24 protein-coding genes are annotated in these 25920 nt (G+C 61.2%); 10 read left to right on the top strand and 14 right to left on the bottom strand.

Translation table 11 applies throughout. The annotated features are described in order from the left end of the window. Nucleotides 1-84: 84 nt before the first annotated feature. Nucleotides 85-1383, bottom strand: a complete 1299-nt coding sequence (locus AC1RJY_RS05095; protein WP_062065266.1) for a CitMHS family transporter — start codon at nucleotides 1381-1383, stop codon at nucleotides 85-87. Between the two features lie 240 nt (nucleotides 1384-1623). Between AC1RJY_RS05095 and glpX the strand changes: the two genes are divergently transcribed. Beyond that, entirely contained in the window at nucleotides 1624-2565 is a 942-nt protein-coding gene (gene glpX / locus AC1RJY_RS05090; RefSeq protein WP_498601693.1) for a class II fructose-bisphosphatase, read from the top strand. 48 nt (nucleotides 2566-2613) lie between these two features. Next, on the top strand, nucleotides 2614-3036 hold the full coding sequence (locus tag AC1RJY_RS05085) for a universal stress protein (protein ID WP_498601678.1): 423 nt from the start codon (nucleotides 2614-2616) through the stop codon (nucleotides 3034-3036). Between the two features lie 317 nt (nucleotides 3037-3353). On the opposite strand, the gene AC1RJY_RS05080 is transcribed toward AC1RJY_RS05085, so the two are convergent. Then, a complete protein-coding gene (locus tag AC1RJY_RS05080) occupies nucleotides 3354-3866 on the bottom strand; it encodes a gluconokinase (RefSeq protein ID WP_253467908.1) in 513 nt (170 codons plus the stop codon). 892 nt (nucleotides 3867-4758) lie between these two features. Here AC1RJY_RS05080 and AC1RJY_RS05075 point away from each other — a divergent pair. Further along, nucleotides 4759-5241, top strand: coding sequence for a hypothetical protein (locus tag AC1RJY_RS05075; protein ID WP_498601676.1), 483 nt, complete (start codon nucleotides 4759-4761; stop codon nucleotides 5239-5241). A gap of 10 nt (nucleotides 5242-5251) precedes the next feature. On the opposite strand, the gene AC1RJY_RS05070 is transcribed toward AC1RJY_RS05075, so the two are convergent. The 9 genes from AC1RJY_RS05070 to AC1RJY_RS05030 form a co-directional block, all read right to left on the bottom strand. Continuing rightward, complete coding sequence (locus AC1RJY_RS05070) at nucleotides 5252-5839, bottom strand: TetR/AcrR family transcriptional regulator (RefSeq protein ID WP_062065283.1); 588 nt, start codon at nucleotides 5837-5839, stop codon at nucleotides 5252-5254. A gap of 29 nt (nucleotides 5840-5868) precedes the next feature. Continuing rightward, nucleotides 5869-6471, bottom strand: coding sequence for a TetR/AcrR family transcriptional regulator (locus tag AC1RJY_RS05065; RefSeq protein WP_062065286.1), 603 nt, complete (start codon nucleotides 6469-6471; stop codon nucleotides 5869-5871). A gap of 6 nt (nucleotides 6472-6477) precedes the next feature. Continuing rightward, the gene (locus AC1RJY_RS05060; RefSeq protein WP_498601673.1) at nucleotides 6478-7647 is read right to left on the bottom strand and encodes a pyridoxal phosphate-dependent aminotransferase; all 1170 of its coding nucleotides are present in this window, start codon (nucleotides 7645-7647) and stop codon (nucleotides 6478-6480) included. Nucleotides 7648-7712: 65 nt separating this feature from the next. After that, entirely contained in the window at nucleotides 7713-8510 is a 798-nt protein-coding gene (locus tag AC1RJY_RS05055; protein WP_253467912.1) for an SDR family oxidoreductase, read from the bottom strand. Nucleotides 8511-8617: 107 nt separating this feature from the next. Next, nucleotides 8618-9646: a 5-oxoprolinase subunit C family protein gene (locus AC1RJY_RS05050; RefSeq protein ID WP_253467914.1), complete on the bottom strand. Its 1029-nt coding sequence runs from the start codon at nucleotides 9644-9646 to the stop codon at nucleotides 8618-8620. Next, on the bottom strand, nucleotides 9646-10419 hold the full coding sequence (locus AC1RJY_RS05045) for a 5-oxoprolinase subunit B family protein (protein ID WP_498601671.1): 774 nt from the start codon (nucleotides 10417-10419) through the stop codon (nucleotides 9646-9648). Before AC1RJY_RS05045 ends, AC1RJY_RS05050 begins: the two co-directional genes overlap by 1 nt. A 39-nt stretch (nucleotides 10420-10458) precedes the next feature. Beyond that, the gene (locus tag AC1RJY_RS05040; protein WP_253467918.1) at nucleotides 10459-11262 is read right to left on the bottom strand and encodes a LamB/YcsF family protein; all 804 of its coding nucleotides are present in this window, start codon (nucleotides 11260-11262) and stop codon (nucleotides 10459-10461) included. Between the two features lie 91 nt (nucleotides 11263-11353). Next, the gene (locus AC1RJY_RS05035) at nucleotides 11354-12703 is read right to left on the bottom strand and encodes an MFS transporter (protein ID WP_400400023.1); all 1350 of its coding nucleotides are present in this window, start codon (nucleotides 12701-12703) and stop codon (nucleotides 11354-11356) included. 50 nt (nucleotides 12704-12753) lie between these two features. After that, nucleotides 12754-13386: an RraA family protein gene (locus AC1RJY_RS05030; protein ID WP_400400022.1), complete on the bottom strand. Its 633-nt coding sequence runs from the start codon at nucleotides 13384-13386 to the stop codon at nucleotides 12754-12756. A gap of 330 nt (nucleotides 13387-13716) precedes the next feature. Here AC1RJY_RS05030 and AC1RJY_RS05025 point away from each other — a divergent pair, with 330 nt between their 5' ends. Genes AC1RJY_RS05025 through AC1RJY_RS05010 form a run of 4 tightly spaced genes read left to right on the top strand, consistent with a single transcriptional unit; the run spans nucleotide 13717 to nucleotide 18929 of the window. Further along, nucleotides 13717-15276 carry an ABC transporter substrate-binding protein gene (locus tag AC1RJY_RS05025; protein WP_498601669.1) on the top strand — a complete coding sequence of 520 codons (1560 nt, stop codon included), beginning with the start codon at nucleotides 13717-13719 and terminating at the stop codon, nucleotides 15274-15276. A 14-nt stretch (nucleotides 15277-15290) separates the two neighbouring features. Then, entirely contained in the window at nucleotides 15291-16337 is a 1047-nt protein-coding gene (locus tag AC1RJY_RS05020; RefSeq protein WP_498601667.1) for an ABC transporter permease, read from the top strand. After that, nucleotides 16330-18111, top strand: coding sequence for a dipeptide/oligopeptide/nickel ABC transporter permease/ATP-binding protein (locus AC1RJY_RS05015; RefSeq protein ID WP_498601666.1), 1782 nt, complete (start codon nucleotides 16330-16332; stop codon nucleotides 18109-18111). The genes AC1RJY_RS05020 and AC1RJY_RS05015 overlap by 8 nt, the downstream gene beginning before the upstream one ends. Beyond that, the gene (locus AC1RJY_RS05010; protein WP_498601665.1) at nucleotides 18108-18929 is read left to right on the top strand and encodes an ATP-binding cassette domain-containing protein; all 822 of its coding nucleotides are present in this window, start codon (nucleotides 18108-18110) and stop codon (nucleotides 18927-18929) included. The genes AC1RJY_RS05015 and AC1RJY_RS05010 overlap by 4 nt, the downstream gene beginning before the upstream one ends. A 282-nt stretch (nucleotides 18930-19211) precedes the next feature. Here the strand turns inward: AC1RJY_RS05010 and AC1RJY_RS05005 are convergent, their stop codons facing one another. Then, nucleotides 19212-20672: an MFS transporter gene (locus tag AC1RJY_RS05005; protein WP_498601664.1), complete on the bottom strand. Its 1461-nt coding sequence runs from the start codon at nucleotides 20670-20672 to the stop codon at nucleotides 19212-19214. Nucleotides 20673-20741: 69 nt separating this feature from the next. Between AC1RJY_RS05005 and AC1RJY_RS05000 the strand changes: the two genes are divergently transcribed. After that, the gene (locus AC1RJY_RS05000; protein ID WP_498601663.1) at nucleotides 20742-21263 is read left to right on the top strand and encodes a MarR family winged helix-turn-helix transcriptional regulator; all 522 of its coding nucleotides are present in this window, start codon (nucleotides 20742-20744) and stop codon (nucleotides 21261-21263) included. Nucleotides 21264-22515: 1252 nt separating this feature from the next. Here AC1RJY_RS05000 and AC1RJY_RS04995 read toward each other — a convergent pair. Both AC1RJY_RS04995 and AC1RJY_RS04990 read right to left on the bottom strand, forming a co-directional pair. Next, nucleotides 22516-22782, bottom strand: coding sequence for a hypothetical protein (locus AC1RJY_RS04995; protein WP_498601662.1), 267 nt, complete (start codon nucleotides 22780-22782; stop codon nucleotides 22516-22518). Then, entirely contained in the window at nucleotides 22767-23627 is an 861-nt protein-coding gene (locus AC1RJY_RS04990) for a sugar phosphate isomerase/epimerase family protein (protein ID WP_498601660.1), read from the bottom strand. Before AC1RJY_RS04990 ends, AC1RJY_RS04995 begins: the two co-directional genes overlap by 16 nt. A gap of 180 nt (nucleotides 23628-23807) precedes the next feature. Between AC1RJY_RS04990 and AC1RJY_RS04985 the strand changes: the two genes are divergently transcribed. Together AC1RJY_RS04985 and AC1RJY_RS04980 are read left to right on the top strand one after the other, a co-directional pair. Further along, complete coding sequence (locus tag AC1RJY_RS04985; RefSeq protein WP_498601659.1) at nucleotides 23808-24806, top strand: substrate-binding domain-containing protein; 999 nt, start codon at nucleotides 23808-23810, stop codon at nucleotides 24804-24806. A 72-nt stretch (nucleotides 24807-24878) separates the two neighbouring features. Beyond that, nucleotides 24879-25919 carry an ABC transporter permease gene (locus AC1RJY_RS04980; protein ID WP_498601657.1) on the top strand — a complete coding sequence of 347 codons (1041 nt, stop codon included), beginning with the start codon at nucleotides 24879-24881 and terminating at the stop codon, nucleotides 25917-25919. Nucleotide 25920: the final 1 nt, after the last annotated feature.

Raw genomic sequence — 25920 nt, 5'->3', positions numbered from 1 at the left:
ATCGGTACTGCTTGGATGTAGTCACGGTATTTCCTTTTCTTTATAACCAGGTCTCGTTGACGGACCAGGAACTAGTGGGTTCGATCAGCCGGTCACACTGATGGCGCCGGTGAGGATTTGGAAGCCGATGAATGCGAGGCAGGCTCCTACAACCCAAAGAATCGAGAACTTCTGGAACTCCCCGAGGTCCTTCTTCAAGAGCCCGAGAAGTACCCATAGGGGAGCAGATGCAGGTCCGATCATGTGGGAAATTTGGCCTACGACACCTGCGCGGGCAATTTCATTGGCGTGGATGCCATACTGCGACGCGGACTCGGACAGTACCGGGAGGATACCGAAGAAGAAGGCGTCGTTGGACATGAAGAATCCGAGCGGGATGGCAATGATGGCCGTAAAAAGCGGAAGCAGTGCGCCCATCGATGTCGGGACGATGCTTAGTAGCGCATCAGCCATGGCTTGGATCATGCCTGAATCAGACAGGATCCCAGTGAAGACACCAGCGGCAAGGACGAGCATGACGACGGGTACGGCGCTCACTGCGTGTCGCTTGATGGATTCACCTTGGTCATGCAGCTTCGGGTGGTTGACGAGCAGGGCGATAACGAAGGCGCCAATGAAGAGGACCACCAAGGGTGCGACTCCGGCAATCAGGAGAACCAGCAGCAGGATGGTGAGGCCGGCGTTTACCCAGGTTCGCCAGGTGGGGCGCTCACCGATGTGGTGAGTGCCGTTCTTGATCTCCGCGGCCAATTCAGCGACGGCTGCTTCATCGACGTGCTTCCTCTGGGAGCGGCCAAGGATGTAGGCCACCGCGAGGATAAACGCACAGGTAAGGGCCAGGGAGGGGATCAGGCTGACGAAGTACTCAGTTGCATCCAACTGCAGCACGCTGATGGCCCGGGTTGCGGCGCCTCCCCAAGGAGTAGACCCGGAGATAAGTCCGAGTGACATTGCGGCGACTGTTGCAATAATGAGCGGGTTGATCTTGAGCTTCTTGTAAATGGGCAGGAAGGCCGAGCAGATGATCATGTAGCTCGTGGTGCCATCACCATCCAGGGCCACAGCCATGGACAGCACAGCAGTTCCGACGCAAATCCGAACCGGGTCTCCCTTGGAAAGTCGAAGAATGAGCTTCGAGATGGGATCGAAGAGCTTGGCGTCCATCATGACGCCAAAGTAGAGAACTGCGAAGAGGAGCAAAACGGCGGTCGGAGCGACCGTCTTCAGGCCCGACATGACCATGTCACCCAGGTCCGGGCCGAAACCTGCGATCACAGCGAACAGGACTGGAGCGCAAATGATGGCCACAAACGCGGTGGCCCATCTGCGCATGACTGCGATCATAAATGATCCGAGCGTAGCGAATCCGACGACGGCGAGCATCGTTACTCCTTGATGTTGAGGGACTGACTCCCTGACGGCAACTCTGACGTGCTGGGTCCCTAGCCGGTAACCCGGTCCCTCAACCTCTTGGGTCGGGCACGCTTTCGACGGTAAACCTAAAGTGGTCGACCAGTCAAGTAAGTGGTCAAGTGGTCGACCACTATTTGAATTTTCGGTATCATCAACCTCGTGAACAGAAAATCCATCACCTCGCTCGATGCCCCTGACCGCAATCTGGGGATGGAGCTGGTGCGAGCCACCGAGGCCGCGGCGATCAGGGCCGCCCCTTTCATCGGCAAGGGTGACAAGAACGCCGCCGACGGTGCGGCCGTGGACGCAATGCGGCATTTCCTCGGTTCCGTTGCCTTTGATGGCGTGGTGGTGATCGGCGAGGGTGAGAAGGACGCGGCGCCCATGCTGTACAACGGTGAGCGCGTCGGAAACGGCACCGGGCCTTCCTGGGACATTGCTGTCGATCCTATCGACGGCACCAGCCTCACGGCCGCCGGCCGCCAAAACGCACTCTCTGTCATTGCCGTCTCGGAGCGCGGATCCATGTTTGACCCCAGTGCTGTCTATTATATGGACAAGATCGTCACCGGCCCGGAAGGCCGCGGGGTCATCGACCTTAGGCGACCGGTCGGTGAAAACATCCTTGCCCTCGCCAAAGCCAAGAGTATGGCAGTTGACGACCTGCAGATTGCGGTCCTCGATCGCCCACGACACTCTCAGTTGATTGCTGATATCCGGGCGACCGGCGCCTCAACCAGGCTGCTGCTGGACGGTGATGTAGCAGGGGGGATCAATGCCGCTCGACCTGATTCACGCATAGATATGTGTGTTGGGGTCGGCGGAACTCCCGAGGGCATTATTACTGCCTGTGCGGTGAAGGCGCTGGGTGGGCTCATCCAGGCGCGTTTGGCGCCCATTGACGCCCATGAGCAAGCGAAGGCCCTCGAAGCCGGCCATGACCTGGATCGTGTGTTTGACCAGGACGATCTGGTTAGGGGAGAGAATTGCTATTTTGTGGCCACTGGTGTCACCGACGGCGCCCTCGTGGACGGAGTCCGGCGTATGCCTGGATTCGTTCGAACCACCAGCATCGTCCTGCGCTCCCACTCAGGCACCATTCGCAGGGTCGTTGCCGATCACCTCGAATCCAAATGGTACGACTCCGAATAGCAGCCAAACCCCTCACGCCGTTTCATATATTACGAAGGAGATTCAGTCATGACCGGAGCCATCATTGTAGGGGTAGACGGCAGCGTCACAGCTAAGAGTGCCGCTCATGCCGCCAGGGACCTGGCCTTATCGCTTGGTGCTGCGCTCCATGTTGTCACGGCCTACGACGACGGCGCCATAGTGTTTGGTACCGGAAGTGACCATCGAGTGGCCAGTCATGAAGCGAAGGCGGAGGAGACGGCGCAGAAGGCTGTTGCTGAACTGAGCTCGGTCGATCTTAAAGTCACCTACGCGGCTGTCCGCGGAACCGCGACTCATGTCTTGCTCGACGAAGCAAGGAGGGTCGAAGCCAGAATGATCGTTGTTGGCAACAAAGGTATGCAGGGGCTCGGCCGTGTCCTTGGCAGCGTAGCTACCAGCGTGGCTCACAATGCTCCTTGCGACGTCTACATTGCCAAGACTGCAGGCTGACGCTCGCCTGGTTTGCAGTACGGCGCTGCCGCTGCGCTCCACTCTTAGGACCCAATTAGCTTTCCGGCGCCGGCACGCGGAATCGCAACACGCAACCCGACAGCCGGGGCCGGCGCCGGGAACACCGCTGACGTGAATCAGCGACGCAGGTGGTTCGTAGAAGACCCGGATGCGAAAGAGTTGGACACTGATCGCAGATCATGTTGAGACTGGTGGGCCTGAATCCGGGATTCACCAGCCTGCCCGGCCTGTCCGGAGAGCATCGCCCCTCTTGGTGGATAGTGCTGCAGGATCGCTGAAGCGCCCGGCAGCTTCGGCTACGCTCGAAGCCGCCCGCAGATGTCATCCACCAGCAGGGGAGGGGCGAGGCTGAAGTCAGCTAACACATGCTTTTCGTTGGAAGCCAAGGGTTCCAGGGTGCTGAGCTGGGAGTCGAGGAGGCTGCTCGGCATGAATTCGTGGTCGCGGGCGTTCATGCGGCTCAGGAGGGTTTCGCGGTCACCGTTGAGGTGGACGAAAACGACGTCCGGGGCATGCTGCCGCAGCAGGTCCCGGTAGCTGCGTTTCAGTGCCGAACAGGCGATGATCAGCGGCTCGCCCGCATCTTGCGACTGGCGTAGCCGGCGGCCGATTTCCTCAAGCCAAGGTCTCCGGTCATGGTCATCCAGCGGAATCCCCGCGCCCATTTTCGCCTTGTTGGCGGCAGGGTGAAGATCATCCCCATCCTGGAAAGGCAGACCCAAGCGCTCGCTCAGCAATGAGCCCAAGGTTGATTTGCCACAGCCGGAGACTCCCATGACAACAAGCGGAGGCAGGGGTTCACGTCCCATGTCGCGGATCCTTTCGGTCGTCTGCTTGGGAAAATGGCGCTGTCTAACCAAGCATGAGATCACATTCACAATTGAGAAGAGCTTCTCAGGTCGGGACCAGGCCGTCAAGGCTGTGCGAATAACCCTCGACGCCCCGCTCAACATGAGAATCCCGCTCAATATGAGAAAGAAGTTTCCTCATCGTCGATGCGGCCCTCCTCCGAAGGCGAAACCGCAGGGGAGTATGCCGTGCCCACGGAACAAAACATGGAAATCCACACTGCCTGACTCGTTCCTGGCGCACGCCTGTCGGGAATTGTCGACGGAAAAAAATGGAAGCATGCGACATTGTCCGGCCTGGGTCCCGCTCAGCTACTCGGCCAATTTTCGTCGTCGTGACGAAGGCCGATCCCGCTCCGTGGTCCGCCGCGACCCTCAGTGATCAACGCGTGGATCGGGAGCACCCAGTGGGGGTTCATGAGGCCGGATGCTGCTCGCCGGCGCCCTTCCTTGCCTGTCGCGGAAGGAGGTGCCGGCATTCGGGTCGAGCAAGGATGGCTGCCATCTCCTGAAAGAAGCGTGGGGTGTGGTTAGACACCTACCATCGGATTTATGAGATGCACTACTCAAATGAGAAACTTTTCTTGCTTTTAAGTGAGCTGGACCATAGGCTTGGGACAACAGCCAGAACAACGCCGGAGGCAAGTAATGTTGCGCATCGTTGGACAACCCGCAGAAGCCCGATCACGCCGGAGCCGATTTGTTGCCGGCACCGGAAGCCATTGCCCGATCAGTGGCATCTGGGCGCCCGCCGGGGAGACGGAAAAGGGCCTGCGGCTACTGGAAGGCAGCATCATGCCGGTGCACGATAACTCCGCCGTTGACTGGCAACTGGTTCAGGGCCTCACGCGCCGTGACCTACGTAGCTGAAGCCCGGCCGCGTCGCCGCGCATCGCCTGCAAAGCCCCGTTTGGGCCGCGTGGAATTGCGCCTCTCCGAGGCCCGGGTAATGCGGGCCTGCATAGATAGCCATGTTCGTACACTGCTGAGCCAGCGGAATGAGGCAATTGCGGCTGCACTGGCGGACAAAGTGTCATTGTCTGCGATTTCCACTGTGGTGGGAATCAGGGCGGCGGATGTGAAGCGGCTCGGAAGCGCCTACCAGGACCTGCATTTTTCGGGAATACGGCATGATTGGCACCTCACGCGGTTGTCCGCGATCGTCCGCCAGTTGGATGTTGCGTTGGAAGTCAAAGAGCAAAGTGCGCAGAAACTCCGGTGCGATGTACTGGAGGGCCTGGAGTCAGGCCGATTGGACATCTTCCGTGTCGCAGCTCTGACGGCACTGCCGGCGGAGCGGATCCGTGAAATCATGCGGCCTGCAGCTGCTCACTGAGCCTGGTTGACTAGCCCTGCTCGCGGTCCTCGCTCCAGCCCGCCAGCGCGCCCTTGAGGGCAGAGATGAGCCGGGCGGTGACTTGGTCTTTGGAAAGCCCGACCGTAGTGATGAGGTCCAGGATTTCGCGTGGATCAAAGAGGATGTTCCACAGGAACATTGCTTCGTCGCCGATGGGCGGCAGTCCCAGTTCCTCGACGGCCTCGCGCAGGGGTCGCTCCAAAGCATCCGCCTGAACCGTCAGGTAGTAGGCGCCCGTGCGGAGCCGGGCAAGGTATCCCTCGCCGGAGCGCGTATAGAGCATGGCTCCGCCATGACGGGTGACCAGGTCAACCCATTTGCGGCTGACTGCCGTCAAAAGCTCGACGCCGGACATTTCCTGCTGCTTCAGGCTGTAGTCACGAAGCTTCTCGCCGACGCCGAACCGGTACTCTGCCAGGATGTCCTCGACTGAAGCGAAGTGCCGGTAAGCGGTGGCAGTGGAGATTTCCGCGTGCTTGGCGACATCGGTCATGCTGATGGTTCCGCGACGGGACGCGAAAAGCTGTCCCGCTGCCTTGACCAGTTGCCTGCGGTTGCGCTGTGTGTCACTACGCATTGATGGGTGCCCTTTCGTCAACTCATAGCTTAGGTCCTGGAAGTCGACCAGCCCGTGAGGGCGGCGGTGAAAGTCCTGACCAGTCGTGCCGACACTTGCTCCTCGGTGAGGGCCAGGCTCCCCATGAGATCGTAGATTTCGCGGGGGTCAAAGAAGCCGTTCCATAGGAAGAGTGCTTCATCGCCGGGGTGTTCGATCCCCAAAGCCCGGGATGCTTCTTCCAACGGACGTTCGAGGGCTTCGGCCTGGACGGCAAGGTAGTAGGCGCCGGACCTGACCCGGGCGAGGTAGCCTTCCGCTGAGCGCGTATGGACCATGGATGCCCCATGCTGGACTACTAAGCGGACCCACTTGTGGCAGACAACTTTCAACAGCTCCAAGCCCTCGGCCTCTGCAGCCCGGCTGAATTCCAAGAGCTCCCGGCCCGCTTCGAAGCGGTAAGCCGCAAGCACGTCGTCAACAGAGGCGAAGTGCCGGTAGGCGGTAGCTGTCGAAATGCCGGCTTCAGCAGCGATTTCGGACATGGTAGCCGAACGGCCGGCTCCGAAGAGCCGGCCGGCCGCGTCCACCAAAAGCATCCGGTTTCGCTGCATGTCGATGCGCAACCCGGCCGGTGGGTCGAGAACTGTCATGCGTGCCTACTTGAGCGCAGCGAGACCGGCGGCGATGCGTTCGACGCCGAGCGAAATCGCCTCCGCGCTGGCAGCGTAGGACAGACGAAGGTGATGTTCACCGTTCCGACCAAACTCGCTGCCCGGGCGCACGGCAACACCGAACTCACGAAGGTGCGCCACCATGTGCGCTGCCGGCATGTCGACGTCGTACTTCGGGAAGAGGTAGAACGCCCCTTCAGGTGAGCTGACCGTGAGTCCCGGAATCCTGCTGAGGCCCTCAAACATCAGTTCGCGGCGCACCGCGTAAGAAGCATGCATGCGCTCGATGTCGGGGCCGCAGGTCCTGAGGGCCGTCAGGGCAGCGAGCTGGACCGCGGTGTTCATTGAACCGTTGAAGGTGTTGTGAACGCGGGCGGCAGATGCGATGACATCCGAGGGGCCCCAGAGGTAGCCGACTCGCCAGCCCGTCATGGCATAGCTCTTGGAGAATGTCTGGCAGTAGATGGTCCTACCCGCCAGGCCCGGTATTTCCAAAGCGGAAGTAAAGGGTTCAGGCGTGTAAACGAGATCGCTGTAGGCTTCGTCGGACAGAACCAGGGTGTCCGTGCCCGCCACCATGTCCGCCAACGCTTCCAGCTCCTGGCGGGAGTGGACGATGCCGGTTGGGTTGGAGGGGTTGCAGAAGACGAACATCTTTGCGCCTTCAAGGGCAGTTGCCAGGGCTTCAAGGTTCCAGTGGAGGTCCTCAGCGAGGGGGACAGGCACGATGGTTCCGCCTGCCATGCTGACCAGGTCCGCGTACAGGGAATAGGTGGGGTCCGGGATGACCACTTTGTCTCCCGGGTTCACGATGCCGAGGATCGCGGCGGAGAGGCCTGCGGTTCCGCCTTGGGTGATCAGGACGTCGCTGGGGCTGGCCACTTCGCCGAGGAGCTGGCCGATACGGGCGGCCAGCTCCTCGCGAAGCACCAGCTCGCCGAGCAATGGCGAGTAATGGGTGTGCCCTTCTTCCAGGGCGCGGGCCGCTGCGGCGCGGACCTGTTCGGGGGTGTCGAAGTCGGGTTCGCCCATGGCCAGCGACACGAGGTCACCTTTGGACTGGGGCTGCTGGACGCGCAATGACGTGCGCTGGACCCGCAGCACGGCCTCGGAAGGCTGGAACGCTGCGATGGCGGTGGTTGGTTCAAGGGTCATGACAGTCCTGCTTCGAGTCGTCGGGAGGGTGGCGGCTTTGCCGGTGGTGTAGAGGTGCCGGGGTTTCACGGACGGGGGAGGTCTTCTGCGGGCGCGCCTGTCCAGCGGCTGATTTCGATGTCCCCGGAGGTGTCGCGTTGCACAGTAGGTGCAATGACGAGCTCCTGGACCACAGTGCGCTGTGGCAGCGTGGCTACGAGGTGGATGGCACGGGCCACGTCCTCCGGCTGGACCATGGCGTCGCGCTCTTCAGCCTTGGGTGGACGGGCCCGGTTGTCGAGAATCGGAGTGGCTGTCTCGCCCGGAAGAATGGTGATGGCGCGCAGCCCTTCATTGCGGAAGGTGTTGTGCAGGTACGTCATGAAGTTGCGGACCGCTGCCTTGGCAGCGCCATAGGCCGCACCCCCCAGCAGGTTGGGATTGACCGCTGCCAAAGACGAAACTGTAATGATGGTGCCGGTGTTCCGGGCGAGCATGTCCGGGAGTACTGCCTGAGTGAGGAGGTAGACGGCGTTGAGGTTGACGTCCAGGACCTCGTTCCATTCTTCCTGGCTGATCCAGCGGACGTTGAGGACCTTGCTGGCACTGCCGGCGTTGTTGACCAGGATGTCCACCGGACCAACGTTTTCGCTGACCCAGGCCACCAGGGTGTCTACGTCGTCCTTGGATGCGATGTCCGCAGCGCGGGGGTGGACGGTGCCGCCGTCGGCCTTGATTCCCGCTGCGACCTCTTCCAGGACGGATAGCCTGCGTCCCACCAGCACCACGTGCGCTCCTTCGGCTGCGAGCAGTTCCGCGGTGGAGCGGCCCATGCCCGTTCCTGCGCCTGTGATTACGGCGACCTTGCCTTCAAGAAGTCCCATTATTTACGTTCCTCGGGTCTGGTTGGTTGTGAGATTCGAATCACATATGCGAAAAGTTTCTCATTTAGTTTACGTGAGCGTCAAGTACCTCGGGGGCGTGACGTGCTTCAGGCCGCTTCCTGCGCCGCGACCGGCCGTGAGTGATGTGGCAGATCGATGGCGCTGAAAAGGCTCTGCACGCGCGATTCCAAGAGGCTCAGCCGGCGCTGGGACTCGTGCTGGCTTTCGACAGCTTCTTCTTGGCTCACCCAGCGGAATCTCATGCACTGGCCGGGCCGGGCTTGTCCCAACATGGGAAGCGAGGCCTTGGTGGCGAAGGCGACAATGGGGTAGCCGGCGGTGAGGGTTCGGTAACGGCCCAAGATGATGAGTTCGTCTCCGTGCGGAATTTCGAAAGCGCCGATGGGCACACCGTGGGACACGATCTCACCGAGCCCTTCCGGATGCACCACCGGTCCATCAAGACGCAGCCCTACGTGGTTGGATTTCGCCGTCACCGTGTACTCCCGTGCGGCGAGTAACTCCCTGATTCCGTGTGCAGCATCAGTTTCGGGGCCTTCAACAATGTCGATGGTCCACACCGGGTGATCGAACGAAGGAACAGGTACGGGGAGGCGGAACAACGGCTGCGTCAGGTAAGGGTGCTCGAAGCCTGCGTAGGCCGTGATGAGGTTCAGGTGCTGCCCGGCAGAGATCTGCTGGGGAAAGCCCATCCGTGCTTCCGGTGCGGTGCTGCCCATGAAATGGTCGGCGACCACGGTGCCGCTGAAGGCGAGGTAGTTGCGCATGCCGCCGTGGGCGTTGGCGATGACCACCTGGCCTTTCGCGGGGATGCACACCGGTTCCCACATCTGTACTTTGCTGCCGTTGACAGTGACATCCGCGGGCGCCCCCGTGACCGAGATCAGCAAGGGCTTTGAGGCGGTGAAGGAGAACCGGCCACCCATGATTTCGATGCCGGTGGCATTCCGCGGATTGCCCACCAGGATGTTGGCCACGGACGCGGAGTGCTGGTCCGCCGCCCCGCCGCAGGGGACACCCAAGGCCTCGGACTGCTCCCTGCCCAAATCCTGGAAGGTGGCCAGCCAAGCGGCCTCACGGATTTTGATGGTGACGCTTCGTTCGGACGCCGGCATCAGTGTTCCCCCTTGTCGGTGTCGGAATCGGCACGTAGGAACCGTCCTTCGAGCCGTTCCCATTCACTTTCCGGGACCACCTTAAACCGGACGGTGTCGCCGGGCTTGAAGGAGGTGGGCGGGTTCTCCCGGATGTCACAGATGGTCAGGGGAGTGCGCCCGATGACCTTCCACCCGGTCGGTCCGGGGAACGGCTGGATGATGGCGTTGGTGCCGGCCACCATCACGGATCCGGGGTCCACATTGGTGCGGGGTTCCCTGCATCGGCTGACCTGTCCGGGAAACTGCACCCTGCCCATCATGGGCGCCATGGCTGAGGCCAGAAGGTTAATGTTCAATTCCGAGGCCTCGAGGTGTCCCAGGACGGCCTCCTTGCTGATGCCTAGCTCTTCCGCCACGTCCGTGAGATCCGGGGCAAACGATTCGTTGATCACCATGGGAATGGTGAAGTGCTTCCCGTGGTGGGCTGGCCCGTCGCCTTCGAAACCCCTGCTTGCCGCGGCCAACCGGATGGTTTGTGCCAGCTGGCCGTGGCTGACGGTGAGACAGTCGAATTCCACCAGGATGGAATCAACGCCGGCCACGACGTCCAGCAGACCGTGAGGACGCACATTCAGCAGGATTTCGCGCAGCCCGCGGCTTCCGGACTGACGTTCCTCAGCTGTCCCGGAAGCCAGACTGACCATCAGTGCCGAGTCGCCGAAGGGAACTGCTTTGATGTCTGGGATGGCCGATGCCGGGCTCAGCTGTCCGGGAGCTGGGTGCGTACTCATGTGTCCTTGGCTTGTAGGGAATGGATAGTTGGCCTGCTGCTAGACCGTCGCCAGCCGCGCTTTCTCTGCCAGCACTTCCTGCAGCCCGGTGGCCTTGACGCCGGCCTGGTCCAGAGCGGCGCGGAGGGCGGTGCCGTTCTCCAGCACCTGTGGGTGGTCACCGTGCAGGAGCACGACGTCGGCGTCGTGGCCCAGCGGGACCACCTTGCCGGTGACGGCGCGAACCGTGCCCTCGGTGACAACCTGGACCACGCGGCGTCCGATCTCCTCGGGATCGTGGAGGAGTGCACCTTCGGTGTTGCGGGAAACGGGCATACCGTCTTCGCCGTAGCCGCGGTCGGCCAGGAAGACGTAGCCCACCTCGAGTCCGCGCTTGCGGGATTCATCGGCCAGGAGACCGTTCTGGCAGATCACGATGTACGACGGATCGTAGGCCTTGATGGCGTCGGTGATGGCTCGGGCGTGCTTCGCGTCGGTTTGGGCGATGCTGCCCATGCGGCCGTGCGGTGCGACGTGGCTGATCTTGCCACCATGGACGCGGGCGAAAGCGTCCAGCGCACCGATTTGGTAGAGGACGTCGGTTCGAATTTCCTCTTCGCTGGCTTCGATAAGACGGCGTCCGAATCCCACCAGGTCCGGGTAGCCGGGGTGGGCGCCCAGCTCGATGCCGCGTTCGACGCAGGCTTTGACGGTGGTGTCCATGACGCGCGGATCTCCGGCGTGGAAGCCGCAGGCGATATTGGAGGCGGTGACCAGGCCCAGCAGGGCGTCGTCGTCGCCGATGGTGTAGTTTCCGTAGCTTTCGCCGAGGTCTGCGACGACAGCGACTGAGTTGATGCCCAAGGTGACTCCCAATGGTTTTGTTGTGGTGCTTTATGGTCCAACGACGGCGGCTGGCCGGCAATGGCGGCAGGCCGCCGTCGTGCGTGTGTTGTTAGTGGGTGGCGAGAGGCTGTCCCTTGGTCTCCTTGAGGAAGAAGATGGAGACCAGAGTGATGATGGCCGTTCCGATCGCGGCGTAGGCCGGGACCATGCTGTTGCCGGTGCTCTTGATGAGCTCGGTCATCACCAGCGGGGCGCTGCCGCCGAAGATGATGGTGCTGATGCTGAAGCCAATGCTGTAGGCGCTGTAGCGGACGGTCGTGGGGAACATTTCGGTCAGGACCGTGTGGACCACGGCGGCGTGCCCGGAGAATGCGATGGCCATGACAACAGTTGCTACACAGGCCAGGGTCATGTTTCCTGTGGTGATCATGGCGAACATCGGGTAGGAAACCAAGGCCATGAGCACTGCCGAAAGCATTAGGACGGGCTTGCGGCCGATGCGGTCTGACAAACGGGCCATGAGGGGGATGGCGATGATGATGGCAACAAGGCTGACGGCCGTGACCATGAGGGCCTGCAGCATGCTGAAGTTGTTGCCGCTGCCCAGCTGGGTCTTCAGATACGTGGGCATGTAGGCGAAGAGCAGGTAGTAGCCTGGTCCGTTCACTGCGGGCAGGAAGATGGTCAGGGCGATGGCCTTGAGGTGGCGCTTGGAGGTGAACACGGCTCGCAACGGGTTACGTTCCACAACGTTGCGTTCACGCAGTGCGGCAAAGTGCGGGGTGTCTTCCATCTTGGAACGGATGTAGAAACCTACGTAGCCCAGGGGGAGCGCGAACAGGAACGGAATGCGCCAGGCCCAGGCTTCCATGGTGGCGTCACCCAAAGTGGTGATGAGCATGGCGGAGAAGCCGCTGCCGAAGAGGAGGGCGCAGAAGGAGCCCACCGCGATGAAGCTCATGGAGAAGTTGCGGTGCTTGTCGTGGGCGTACTCGCCAACGAAAGCCATGGCGCCTGCCACTTCACCGCCCGCCGAGAAACCCTGGAGGATGCGGAACAGGATCAGCAGTGCCGGGGCTGCCCAGCCGATCACGGAGGACGACGGGATGAGGCCGATGCAGGCCGTGGCGCCCGAGATGAGGAGAAGGAGCACTGCAAGCAGGTTCTTTCGTCCAAGCTTGTCTCCGAGGTAACCGGCGATGACGCTGCCAAAGGGGCGGGCCAGGAAGCTCACCAGGAAGCCGACGTTGGTCAGCAGCAGCGAACCGAGGTCCTTGGAACCCATGATGTTGATGGCCAGGTACGTGGTGAGCAGACCGTAGATTCCGTAGTCATACCATTCCACGAAGGAGCCCATGGTGCCGGCCAAGGTTGCCTTGCGCACCACCTTGCCGTCAGCGGTGACGACCTTGATTTGAGCGGTGTTCAGTGTCACTGATTCCGTCGATGTGTTAGTCATTGCGGGTTCTCTCAGTCTAAGCGGGGTCCCGTTGGGGGAGTAGGGGAGGACTAGCTGTATTCGCGGGTGATCTCGGCAGTCATCTCGGCCTCATGGATTGCGACGGCCTTGACCAGCTCGAGGATTTCGGCCGCACGGGCCTGGGGGATGATGACGACGCCGTCATCATCTGCGGCGACGATGTCACCGGCGGAGCAAACGATGCCGCCGATTGCCACCGGTTCGCCGATCACGCCGGGGCCGTTTTTGAACGGTCCGGCAGGGGTGGTTCCACGTGCGAAGACAGGGAACTTGATCTCGGTGATGGTTGCGCGGTCACGGATATAGCCATCGATAACTGCTCCGGTTGCGCCTGCGGCCTCGAAACGCTGGGAGAGTTGTTCGCCTACCAAGGCCCGGTGCTCGTGTCCGAAGCCGTTGATCACCAGGATGTCACCAGGCTCGATGTAGTTGAGGGACTCGATGACGGCGGCATTGTCGCCTGCCGCGCCGAGAACGGTCAACGCGGAACCCACACATTTGGCGCCGGCCCAGACCGGGTTGATGTTTCCGTCCACCATGCCCAGGCGTTCCATGGCGTCGCCAATATTGGCCACCGGGAACTCCTCAAACGCGCGGACCAGCTCCCGCGGCGGTCGGGTCCACTGAGCCTTGCGGACTGTGAGCTCGAGGGTCGTTGCCATGTCTTCCACCTTTGGTTGTTCTGGGTTCCGGATGAGTAGGACGCCTTGAGACGTCAATCACATATGAGAAAAGTTTCGCGTTTTTTCCTCACCACGTCAAGGCCCTTCTGTTTCCAGCGTGTAAAACATCGGCGTGGCGGGGGTCACTTGTGGGGGAACTCACAAAAAAGCGTTGACTTAGTCGATTCAATTAGAGAAACTCTTCTCATTCGCGAAAGTTATCGCAGATCAAATCCTTCCGTTTCTCCGCCAGATGCGCTCGCATCCGCAATGGCCAGAGACTCGAAGGCGACCAGGAGGCTCATCCCTATGCAAGGACGTTCCACTTTCATGGCAGCGGCGGCAACCGTCGCCGCCGCCGCGTTCCTTTTGACCGGTTGCACTACGGGCGGTCAGGCTTCCTCCGGCGGCACCGGCGGGACAATGTCCACCGACACCATCAGGACTGCACTCAACGCCGACCCCACCACCTTCAATGCCGCCAAAGCCAACGCGAAGGACGACTACGAGGTAGCGCGCTTCCTGTTCGACACGGTGGTCCGCCGGGATGCCGACGGCAAGTTCATCGGCGGCCTGGCCACGGAATGGAAATCCACTGCCTCTGAAGCCACGCTGACCATCCGCAAGGATGCGACCTGTGCGGACGGCACAGCTATTACGCCCAGCATCGTGGCCAAGTCACTGAGCTACTTCGCCGATCCAGCCACCAAGAACAACTTCGGCAAGCTCGTCTTCGGCCCAGGCCAGCCCACCATTACCGGTGATGACGCCGCAGGCACCGTGGATATCAAGCTTGCACAACCGTGGTCCGAACTCATTGGCGGTTTGACGTTGGCTCAGACCGGTATTATCTGCCCGGCAGGCCTTGCTGATCTGGAGGGCCTGGCCAAAGGCAGCGTCAAAGGAGCCTTCTCCGGCCCGTACACACTGACGAAGTCCAGCCACGGCGTCAGCTACGACATGACCCTGCGTGAGGACTACAAGGCCTGGCCCCAATGGTCCAAACCGTTGGAGGGAACTCCAGCCAAGACCGTTCGGTTCTTCCCCGGCGTCAACAAGACAACGGTGGCCAACCAGCTCCTCACAGGCGAGATGGACGTCTCCGACATCGCACCCGCGGACGTCCAGCGCTTTGAAAGCAACAAAGACTATGCCGTCACCACAGTCCCGTTTGCCGGCATCTTCCTGCTCTTCAACCAGCGCGAAGGCAGCCCCTTCACGGATCCCGCACTGCGTAAGGCCGTGGCTCAGCTGATGAACCAGCAAGCCTTCAACTCTGCCGCCTACGCCGGAAAAGGCATTACCTACAACTCGATTGTCGCCCCTACCGTTCCGTGCGTTCTTCCGGACAATTCAAGCCTGACGCCCGAAGACGCCGCAGCTGCCAAGGCCGTGCTGGCAGGCAAGACATTCAAGATGGTGGGAACCACCAGCATCGGCCCCAACGGTGCAGGCAGCACCTACGTCCAGGAAGCCCTCCGTGCTGCAGGGGCCACGGTGGAACTACAGCTCGTGGACAACGGAGCGTGGGCCACCATGACCCAGACCAAGCCCGAAACCTGGGACCTGACCGTCCAGGGTGACGCCAACTTCGTAGGGACAGTGGCAGCTTCCCTGACCCGTATCGCTGGAGTTCCCACCGAGAAGGGTGGCCGCAACATTGGCGGCGGCGAGAATACCGACATCCTCGCGGACATTGCCACCGCCCAAGCTGCTACCGACGAAGGGGCCCGCTGCGACGCGTACACCAAAGCGCAAAAGAGCATCCTGAGCGACAACGACATCGTTCCGTTTGTCGGCGAGCCTCAGATCGTTGCGCAACGCTCCGGATTCTCCATCCAGGCGCCGTCGGGAATCGTCGACTACGCCACCATGCGCATCACCAAATAAGCAGAGGTTTTACGATGACTGAACCAACCATGCTCTCCAAGGAAGTACAGATCCTTGAGAGCACGACCCCGGGGGCCACTAAGCGCCCCCGGGGCGGTGCCCTGAGCCTTTCCCCTTGGGCCGACTACGCCCTTCGCCGCGCCGGCGGTGTCCTCCTCTCCGTCGCTGTGCTGGTTGTCGTGACCTTCTTCATGGTTCCGCTCATCCCCGGCGACCCTGCCGTTGCAGTGGCGGGCGCGGATGCCACGTCGGAACAAATCGAAGCCATTCGCAGCAGTCTCGGTCTCAACGAACCTCTTTTCGTCCAGTTCATCAACTATGTGGGCGGGCTTTTCACCGGAGACTTGGGGGAATCCTTTGCCTACAGCACCTCGGTCTCGCAGATCATTGCCACCAAGCTGCCCTTCACCGCAGAACTCGCCGTGCTCGGTATCATCCTGGTGCTCCTGGTCTCTGTTCCTACCGGCATGCTCGTGGGCATCCTGACCCGTGGCGGCCGCAAGAAGTGGCTCGACGTGTCCTTCGGCATGCTGACCGGATTTTTCCAGGCTGTTCCGCAGTACGTAGTCTCCACAATGCTGGTGGTCGTCTTCGCAATCATCCTGAAGGTCCTGCCAGCAGCCGGCGCTGCTTCACTGAGCGCACTCATACTGCCCGTGATTGGCCTGTCGATTGCCCCCATCTGCTCCATCGCCCGCGTGGTCCGCCGCGAGACGTCCACCGTCCTTGAGCAGGACTACCTGAGGACTGCCCGAGGGTGGCGGTTGCCGTCGCTGCGCTTGTATGCACGGCACGCCTTGCCCAATCTGCTGACCACAGCCCTGACGCTGGCCGGGCTCATCCTGGCTGGCATGCTCGGCGGCGCAATCATCGTGGAAAACGTCTTCAATTGGCCAGGTCTGGGCCGCGAGATCGTCACAGCCATCGTCAATAAGGACTACCCAGTGATCCAGGGCATCATCCTGGTTCTGGGTTTCCTGGCAATCGTCCTCAATCTGCTGGTCGACGTCATTCTTGGCCTCATCGACCCCCGTACGCTCGGAGGAAAGTCCAATGGCTGAGACCGCCCGTCCCCGTCGAAGGTTCCGCTGGACCACAGGACTCATTGTGGGCATCGTGATGATGTCCATCATGGTCCTCACGGCCATCCTCGCGCCGATGTTCCTCTCAGAAGCTGCGGAAAAACTGACCCCGCAGGCCTCGCAAGGACCAAGCGCCGAGCACTGGCTCGGAACCGACGACTTCGGCCGCGACGTCCTTGCCCGTTCTCTCGTCGCCACCCGCTTAACGCTCCTCATGACGGCCGCGACCACGGCAATCGCCGTCGTCGCAGGCATCGCGATCGGCACCGCCGTATGGCTGGCACCCCGCCGCATCCGCGCCGCCGTACTCCGCGTCATCGAAGCCGCCGTCGCCTACCCGAGCCTCATCTTCTCGCTGCTGATCGCCGCCATCCTCGGCCAAGGCACGTGGTCTGCAGTATTGGCCATCTCCATCGCCAGCATCCCTGCGTTCGCCCGACTCACCGCGAACATGGCGGCTTCGATCTCCCAGCGCAACTATGTCTCCACCGCGCGGTTGCTTGGCGTCTCCGGACCCCACATCATCACCAGGCACCTGCTGCCGAACATGGCGGAACCGCTCCTGGTGCTGACCGCCACCGTTTTCGCCACTACGTTGATCGACCTCTCCAGCCTGTCCTTCATTGGCCTGGGCGTGCAGAATCCTGAGTATGACTTTGGCCGCCTGATGAACGAGGGGCTCGTCAACATTTACTCCCAGCCTCTTCAGGCTGTGATGCCTTCCATCATGATTACCATTACCGGTCTGGGTGCCATGCTGATCGGTGACGGCCTTGCTGCCGCCACCGATCCCCGCGGTGGGCGGAAGTTCGGCAGCCTTCGTAAGGCTTCCGAGGTGCCCGCCTCGATGCGTGCCGATGCCCAAGCGCTGGTTGAGGTGGACAACCTGACCGTCACCACGCCGTCGGGCCTTCCGTTGGTCAAAGGTGTGTCTCTCAGCATCCATGCTGGTGAGGTGGTGGGCCTGGTGGGGGAGTCCGGTTCCGGAAAATCCCTCACCGCCATGTCCATCGCCGGGCTGCTGCCGGAGGAACTGGGCGTCAGTGCCAAGACCATGCGCCTCGGCGAGCTGAACCTCTTGAAGAAGAACAACCCACGCGAGCTCGCCACCTCGATAGGCCTCGTTTATCAAGACCCGGGAACAAGCTTCAATCCGGCCCTCCGCATTGGATCGCAGCTCACTGAAGTAAGCCGCGTGCACCTCGGTCAGTCCCGAAGTACTGCGTTCGGCCGGATGGTCAAGGCCTTGGCAGACATTCGTATCACCCAACCCGAAAAGCGGATGAAGCAACACCCCCACGAACTCTCCGGCGGGATGCTGCAACGAGCCATGATCGCTTCGACCTTGGTCACGGATCCCCGCCTGATCATCGCCGATGAGCCCACTACCGCCCTGGACGTGACGGTCCAGGCCGATGTTCTCAGGCAGTTCCGCACCATTAACCGCGAAATGGGCACGGCAATGCTGTTCATCTCCCACGACATTGGAGTGGTGCAGGCGCTATGCGACAAGGTCATCGTGATGAACGGCGGCAAGATCCTGGAGCGGCTCACGGGCGAAGAACTCGCCGCCGGCAAGGTGAAGCACCCGTACACCAAAGCGCTACTTGCCGCGACGCCTTCCATTGCCGAACGCAAGGCCGAGCTCGTAACGGTATCGGCAAAGGACTTCGCCTTGGACGAAGTTTTCGACGACCCAGCCGACGGCGGGCACATCACCAACAGCCCGGGCAGCAAGGAGACCGCTCAATGAGCGCTGTAGTAACTCAGAATCAGCCGGTGTTGGAACTGAACGACGTCAAGGTGACGTTCGGTTCCGGACGTTCGGCTGCCACGGTCCTCAAAGGCGTGAGCGCCAGTATCCATTCAGGCAAGACGCTGGGAATCGTGGGGGAATCGGGCTCGGGAAAGTCTACGATGGCCAAAGCGATAGTGGGCCTGGTGAAGCCCAGCGACGGACAGATCTCGTTCTCCGGCCGCGACGTGACGAAAATGTCCGGGGCCGAGCGCCGCCGCATGCGGCGGGCTGTGCAGATGGTTCCCCAGGATCCGTATTCCTCGCTCAACCCGCGGCGGACCATTGGGCAAACCCTCGCAGAGGCAATCGATCCCCTGCGGGCCAATCCCAAAGAACACAGCGAGAAGATCTCCTACTGGCTCTCAACCATCCGCCTGGATCCCGAAGTGGCCGAACGCTATCCGCACGAGTTTTCCGGTGGACAGCGGCAGCGCATTGCCATCGCCCGCGCACTGGCTGTGCAGCCAAAATTGATCATCGCGGACGAGATCACCTCCGCCTTGGATCTATCGGTTCAGGCTGAGATCTTGAACCTCATTGGCAGGCTCCGGAAGGAGCTGGACCTCACCATGGCTTTCATCTCGCACGACCTGGACGTTGTGCACCACGTCAGCGATGAAATCCTGGTCCTGTTCCACGGCGAGGTGGTGGAACACGGTGACGTGGATGCGGTGTACGGGAACCCGCAGCACCCGTATACCCGGCGCCTCATTGACTCTGTTCCGGGCGGACCTGGTTTCTATATCGGGGAACGGCGAGCGGCCGTGCTTTGATGCAGGATTTGAAGGGCGACCTATTTCACGAGCCTCTAGTTGATGTGGCCGCTGCTTCAAGCGGATTTCAAACGCACGTTAGAACGAAATTGGCAGGTCGGAGCCGAGATCTTGAAGCCCGTGAGCGTGCTCTCCGAGAAGTAGCCAAGGAGCTCAATGAGATGGACCGGACGGACGGCTCGATGCTAACCGATACCGGGGGCCGGTAGGAAGCGCTTTGACCGCCCAGTGCATTCTTCGAGCGCTCCTTCAGGCACAGCGTTGCCTTCATGCGAAAGATGGCTAGACGACTAAATTGGGCTCCGTTTTTGATGGGGCATCGTTGACATCGATGCCATGGCCGTCGGTTCGGCTCTTCCTGGGGAAGAGGAAGGACAGTGCGAAGAAGCCCAGGAGCAGTCCGGCTTGGATGAGCAGTGTGCTGCGGAAGGCATCTGCTGGTGAACCATCTGTGATGGCGGAGAAGAATGTGGAGCCGAATACGGCCACTCCGATCGAGCTCGCGATCGATTGCACAGCAGTAAGGACTCCGGAGGCCGATCCGATTTCTTCGTCCCGGACGGCGGCCAGGATGATGCTGAACAGTGCGGCGATGACCAGGCCTGATCCGATACCGGTGATGGATATGCCGGGTACGATCTGCCAGATACCGAAGGTGGATCCATCGTCGAGCTCGACCCAGAGGAGTGCAGCTCCGATGAGCTGCACTCCTGCGCCGATCTGCAGCACAGCGCGGCCGAGTCGTTCGGCGAGGAAGGCGCCGCTGAGTGCCCCGCCGATCGCGGTTCCGAGTGCGACGGGCAGGTTCCCCAGTCCCGCCTCGCCGGCGCTGAAGTCTTGGCCGATCTGTAAGAACAGTGTCAGGACCAGTTGGGTGCCGATGAGGGCGCTGAAGTACAGAGCGATGCCGGCAAGACCCAGCGTGTAGGCCCTGCGGGAGAAGATCCCGGCGATGACCAATGGTGTACGCCCGCGCCGGGAAGTGGCCCGTTGTTGCCACGCGAAAAACCAGAAACCGATGAGGCCTGCGGCGATGCTCAACCACGTCCAAAGCGGCCAGTCCTGCTCTTGCCCGAAGTTGAGCGGCAGGACGAGCAAGGCTGAGGCGGCAACGATGATGGATGCGCCAGCGACGTCCACACCAACTGACTTGTCACCGGCCCGGCGGGGCAGGATCCGCCAAGCGACCATGAGGGCTGCCAGACCAATCGGCACATTGACCAGGAACACGGCGCGCCAACCGAGCCCGAACAGGTTGGCTTCGATGAGGCCGCCACCGACCAGGGGCCCAAGAATGCCACCCAATCCAAGGACGGGGCCGAAGATACCGAATACCTGTGCCAGTTCCTTGCCGGAGAAGTTCTCCCGCAGCAGGCCAAGACCCTGCGGCAGGAGCATCGCGCCGGCCACACCCTGCACCAACCGGGCAGCAATGAGCAGTTCAATATTTGGAGCCAGGGCGCAGAGCATTGAGACGAGGGTGAAGGCCAAGAGGCTGACCAGGAACATGGGCCGGCGGCCGAACCGGTCCCCAAGCCGACCGCCCAGGATCAGCCCGGCCCCGAGGGTTAGTGCGTAGCCGCCGATGACCCACTGAAGTCCTAGTGCGGACGCCCCCAGGGACTTTTCCAGGTCCGGACCGGCGACGTTGACGATGGTGGAGTCGAGGAGATCCATGATCTCGGCGGTGAGCATGACCGCGAGGATCAGCCACCGCCAGCGGTAAGGGGGTGGTGTAGTCACGTCCGGCAAAGTCGCTTCCAATCTTGATTATCAATAATATTAGCAACTTCGAGTATTACTATGGAGGGTATGGAAGTCAAAAGCACGGCACAGCCTCCCACGCACTCTTTGGAGAGGGCTGACCGGCGAGACCGGGAGGCGGCGCGTCGGGATGGCCGGGAACTTCCGGAAAATGACATCCGTGCGCGTGTGCAGCAACTGGCGGTGAGGCAGCAGCGCTTCGAACGGTATCTGGCCGCCGAGCTCGGGGTCGACGCTCCCGGGCTTGAAGCTATGGATCACCTCATCGCGACAGGCCCTGCGACACCCACCGAACTCGCCCGACGACTCGGGATTTCGACGGCGGCCACGACCTTGGTTCTGAACCGCCTGGAAGACGCTGGGCATGTCAGGCGCGACAGGCACCCCTCCGACGGGCGCAAGTTGGTTGTTACGGCAGCCCAAAGTTCGGCCGACCAGGCTTTCGAGCGGGTCCTTCCGATGATCGAAGGGGTCGAGGAGCTCGTCGCCGGACTATCCGCGCCGGAACGGGCCGCAGTGCAATCGTTCCTTGACCGTCTGGTGGCAATCTACGACGACGCAACAGGCTGACCCTTGCGGCGCACTGTCCGGAAAGGCGGGCCAAAAGAGCGCCCTTCCAGTGCAGGATGCGGCGGTTCGTGGGTGCGGCGTGCGGTTTGGGATGTCCCGGCTCGCTGCGTTCTGTGGTGTCGGCTGCCGGCGACGGTCGGAGTTACGGCAAAGCCGCGCTCCCAGCCACGTAGCTTCAGGTCCGGCCAACGATGAACTTGGAAAGGAGGAAACAATGAAGGTTTCTTACGTTGGTCCGGTTGGCTCCGGCGAGTCCTACCCGGCCCAGTTCGATTCGACAGCGGCGGCTTTTAGCCGATTAAAGTGGCTCCGCCATCTCAACGGTGCAGGCAAAAAAATTGTGGACAACGTCCACACTTCACGCCCCGGACTGGCCCGTACATCCGTCGGACTGCCCCGGATTCCGCATGTTTCCGCCACTTCCCAGTGTTCCCAACCTTGGAATCCCGTTCGAGTCCCACCTCGGGCACGGCAAACCCCCTCGTCAGAGGGGGTTTTGCTTTAACGTGTGTTCATTTTGGTTGGTCAGGTCCCTCTGACACTGGCCGCGGGGTGTGCCTGGCGCCGCGGGTCGCCTGTTCGGTTATAGGGGAGCGGGTTCAGGGTGTCTTGGCCGGCGGGCCCTCCGCTTGCTCTGGACTGGGGCTATGCGGTCCTTTCCTGGTTCGTCGCGTAGGTCGTGGTTGGCCTACACCTCTTCATGGGAAGGGGGACTGAGCGCAACATGACTTCGAGGCACTACGCAGATGCCGTCCGGCTTCGTCGTTTTCCTGCAGCGAGGAGGCTGTAAAGGTTGCTTTGTCAGGCCAAAGGGGGTGTGGACATTGTCCACACTTAGGTCTTCTTTAATGCGACTGCTTGCAGCCATCGCGTCTTCTTCCCTTCGTTCTACATACTCATCGCATGTGCTTAGCCCTAGCGAGATGAGGTCGGCGCGGGAGTGCACTAGGTATGCAGGGCTACTCTGACGTGAGCGTTTCATCGCTGAGCGGATCGAGTGCTTCGAGGGAGGTCTCGGCCTCGTCGACGCGTAACTACACATAAATGGGGGCGTGTCCCGGCGCGTGCTATGGTCGCCAGGGCGTTGGGAGTTCACACGTTCGTCGGCCGCGCATGATTCAGCCTGGAGAAGGTCCGTGAGTACTCGCAGTCCTTCATTCCTGTGGGCTTTGAGGCCTATAACGGTCGTTGCGCAGCCCTGCCGGGTTAAGTGCATACAACGGCAGCGAAGCGTCACAACTGCCCGGCTCTCCTACCCGTGGTTACTACCTGACTCCCACTTGTACTCGATCCATGCTGTGAACCCCTCGTGGCGTTCAAACATCCGGCGCGGCTCCGCTCCATGGTTTTCGAGCCAGAGGATTCTGCCGTCTTGCGTGACACCGTCAACCCTGCCAAGACGGACGGCTTTATCTTCCAGCCGGACTTCGATCACCTCGCCCAGCAGCGGCACCCAATCGTACTGGAGGTGCATCTGCTTCCCGGGCGACAGAGAATGGCCTGTCAGTTCGGAAAGCATGACAACGCGGTGGAGTGGGCGGCGGCAAGAGCCTCGCGGACAGGGAAGGCGCGGTGGGCATCGGAGAGAATTTCAACGCCCCACGGACCGTGGAAACCGATGTCCTGCAGAGTAGTAATGAAGCCAGTGACGTCCTGATCTCCTTGGCCACATAGCCGACGGTGGTCCCTTGTGTCTTCGAATAGTGTGCCGCGAATTTCGGCGTCGGCATCGTTCAACTCGACCCCAAAAATCTGGTCCACCGTGAGCTTCTGCTTGAGTTCTTCGTGCGTTGTCCCCTGCCGGAACACGTGCCAGTAGTCCACCACCAGCCCACACCCCGGCATGTCCACGGAGCGCATGAGATCTGCCGCGTGGGGGATCGAATCCACCATGGAAAATGCCATGGGTTCCAACGCAATGCGGGTCCCGCGCTTGAAGGCCTCCTTGGTGATTTGCTGCAATGGCGCCACGAGACGGCTGTAGTCGTCGATGCCTTCGCCGATGGCGGTTCCCACCTTGATGAAGCTGGCACCCAGGGCTTCGGCGGCGTCGAGCAGGAGGTCGAATTGCGGCCTCCATTCGTGGGAGCGGGAGTCGTCCCACCAGTTGCTGAGTAGTTCCACTTCAATGTGGTTGAGGCCGGCTTGATGAGAGAGTCTTCGAAGTTCCGGGAAGCCTACGGTGTCCCTGACGGAAACCAGATCATCGTGGGCAAGACCGAAGCCAGTCCACCCTGTTGTGGCTATGGCATTTACGCGTTCCTCGATGGGAACGGGGCTGGTCTCGGGCGTGTTCAGTGGGGCAGCGTTGCCCGCACTCGTCCAGCAGGACGCAATCAATTGCGGTGTCTTCGAGAAAGTCATAACTCAATTGGAACGCTCCATTGACAATTGGTCAAGCCTTGATTTAGCGTTGGAGCGTTCCACAAAGCGAGGTGGATCACATCCGTTCACATCGAGATTGTTCCGTTCTCCCACCATGCCTTCGCAAGGCACAGCAGCGCGGGTGACGGTCGAAATACGCGACATCAAAGGAGATTTCACGTGGCGAAGTTCAACTTACGGAAGGGCGCACTGGCGCTGGCTGTTGTACCGCTCCTAGCATTGGGGGCATGCTCGGCAGGCGGGGGCAAGACCGAGGCAGCGGGCGCAGACAGTGGATCTGCCGGCCAGGCAGCAGACACGGCCCGCATCAAGGTAGCTATGATCACCCACGCTGCGGCAGGAGACACCTTCTGGGATATCGTCCGCAAGGGCGCCGAAACAGCGGCGAAGAAAGACAACGTCGAGCTGCTCTACAGCGGTGACGCAGAAGGCGGCCGTCAGGCGCAACTCGTGCAGCAGGCCATCGACCAGAAAGTGGACGGCATTGTTGTCACACTGGCTAAGCCGGATGCATTGAAGGACGTCGTCAAGAAAGCCGTAGACGCAGGTATCCCGGTGGTCAGCATGAATGCCGGCGAAGATCAGTCCAAGGCTCTGGGAGCCTTCACCCACTTCGGCCAGAGCGACAAGCTTGCTGGCGTGACAGTTGGAAAGCGCCTGGCCGAGGAAGGTGTCAAACACCCGATCTGCGTCATCCAGGAGCAGGGCCATGTGGGCCTCGAGAACCGCTGCGCCGGCATCAAGGAAAACGTTCCGGGCACTGAAATCCTCAATGTCAACGGCGCGGACATGACGTCAGTTTCGTCTACGGTGTCCGCGAAACTCCAATCAACACCGGACGCCGACGCCATCGTCGGGCTCGGAGCTCCCTTTACGCTCACCATCGTAAAGTCAGTCAAGGAGACCGGGAGCAAGATCAAGGTCGCCTCATTCGACCTCAACGCCGAACTGGCCAAAGCCATCGAAGACGAAAGCGTCTCGTTCACCGTTGACCAGCAGCCGTACCTCCAGGGCTACGGTAGCGTCGACGCCATCTGGCTGAGCAAAGTTGGCGGCTTCAAGGTGGGCGGCGGCCAGCAGGTCTACACCGGACCCGCCGTGGTGGACAAGAGCAACGCAGGGGACGTCACCGCGTTCGCCCAGGCCGGCATCCGCTAACCCGTAAGAAAACCCGTCGGGATGCCGGGCTTTCCACCGGCCCGGCATCCCACGCAAAGGAGCTTAGTAATCATGGCCAATGCCGTCCTCACCGCCGCTTCAGACGAGCGCGTCAGTACCCGGAACACCCTGCAGAAACTGTTGGTTCGCCCGGAAATCGGCGCCCTTGTTGGCGCCGTTGTCCTCTTCATCTTCTTTTCCGCGATCGCCCCTGTGTTCCTGCAGCCCAGTTCACTGGCGACCGTCCTCTATGGAAGTTCCACCATCGGCATCATGGCTGTGGGCGTCGCCCTGCTGATGATTGGTGGTGAATTCGACCTCTCGACGGGTGTAGCCGTCATCACCTCTGCACTGTCCGCCTCCATGTTCAGCTGGTACTTCAGCGCCAACATCTGGGTGGGAGTCCTGTTCGCACTGATCGTCTCCCTCGGGATTGGGTTCATCAATGGCTGGATTTTGGTCAAGACCAAGCTGCCCAGCTTCATCGTCACCCTGGCAACGTTCCTGATGCTCGCGGGCCTGAACCTCGGCCTCACCCGTCTCATCGGCGGTGCTGTTGCTACCCCTTCCATCTCGGACATCGACGGCTTCGACGCCGCACGGGCAATCTTCGCTTCGAGCGTCAAGATCGGCGGAGTCGACGTCAACGTCACAGTGTTTATCTGGATTGCCTTGGTGATCGTGGCTTCCTGGGTCCTGCTCCGCACCCGGGTGGGCAACTGGATCTTCGCCGTCGGCGGCGACGCCAACGCTGCCCGCGCCGTGGGTGTACCAGTAACCAAGACCAAGATCGGCCTGTTCATGGCCGTTGGTTTCTGTGGCTGGATCCTGGGAATGCACAACCTCTTTGCTTTCAACACCGTGCAGTCCGGCGAAGGTGTAGGCAACGAGTTCCTCTACATCATCGCCGCAGTTATCGGCGGCTGCCTTCTCACCGGTGGCTATGGTTCAGCCGTCGGCGGGGCAATCGGTGCCTTCATCTTCGGTATGGCCAACAAGGGCATTGTTTACGCGCAGTGGAACCCGGACTGGTTCAAGTTCTTCTTGGGCCTGATGCTCCTGCTCGCCACCATCGTGAATCTCATCGTCAAGCGCCGAGCCGAAAGCAAGTAGA

The organism is Arthrobacter sp. GW822-FHT05G07 (assembly GCF_058799755.1).
Note: the sequence above shows the minus strand (reverse complement) of the source record. Positions and strands in the feature narration are given on the sequence as shown.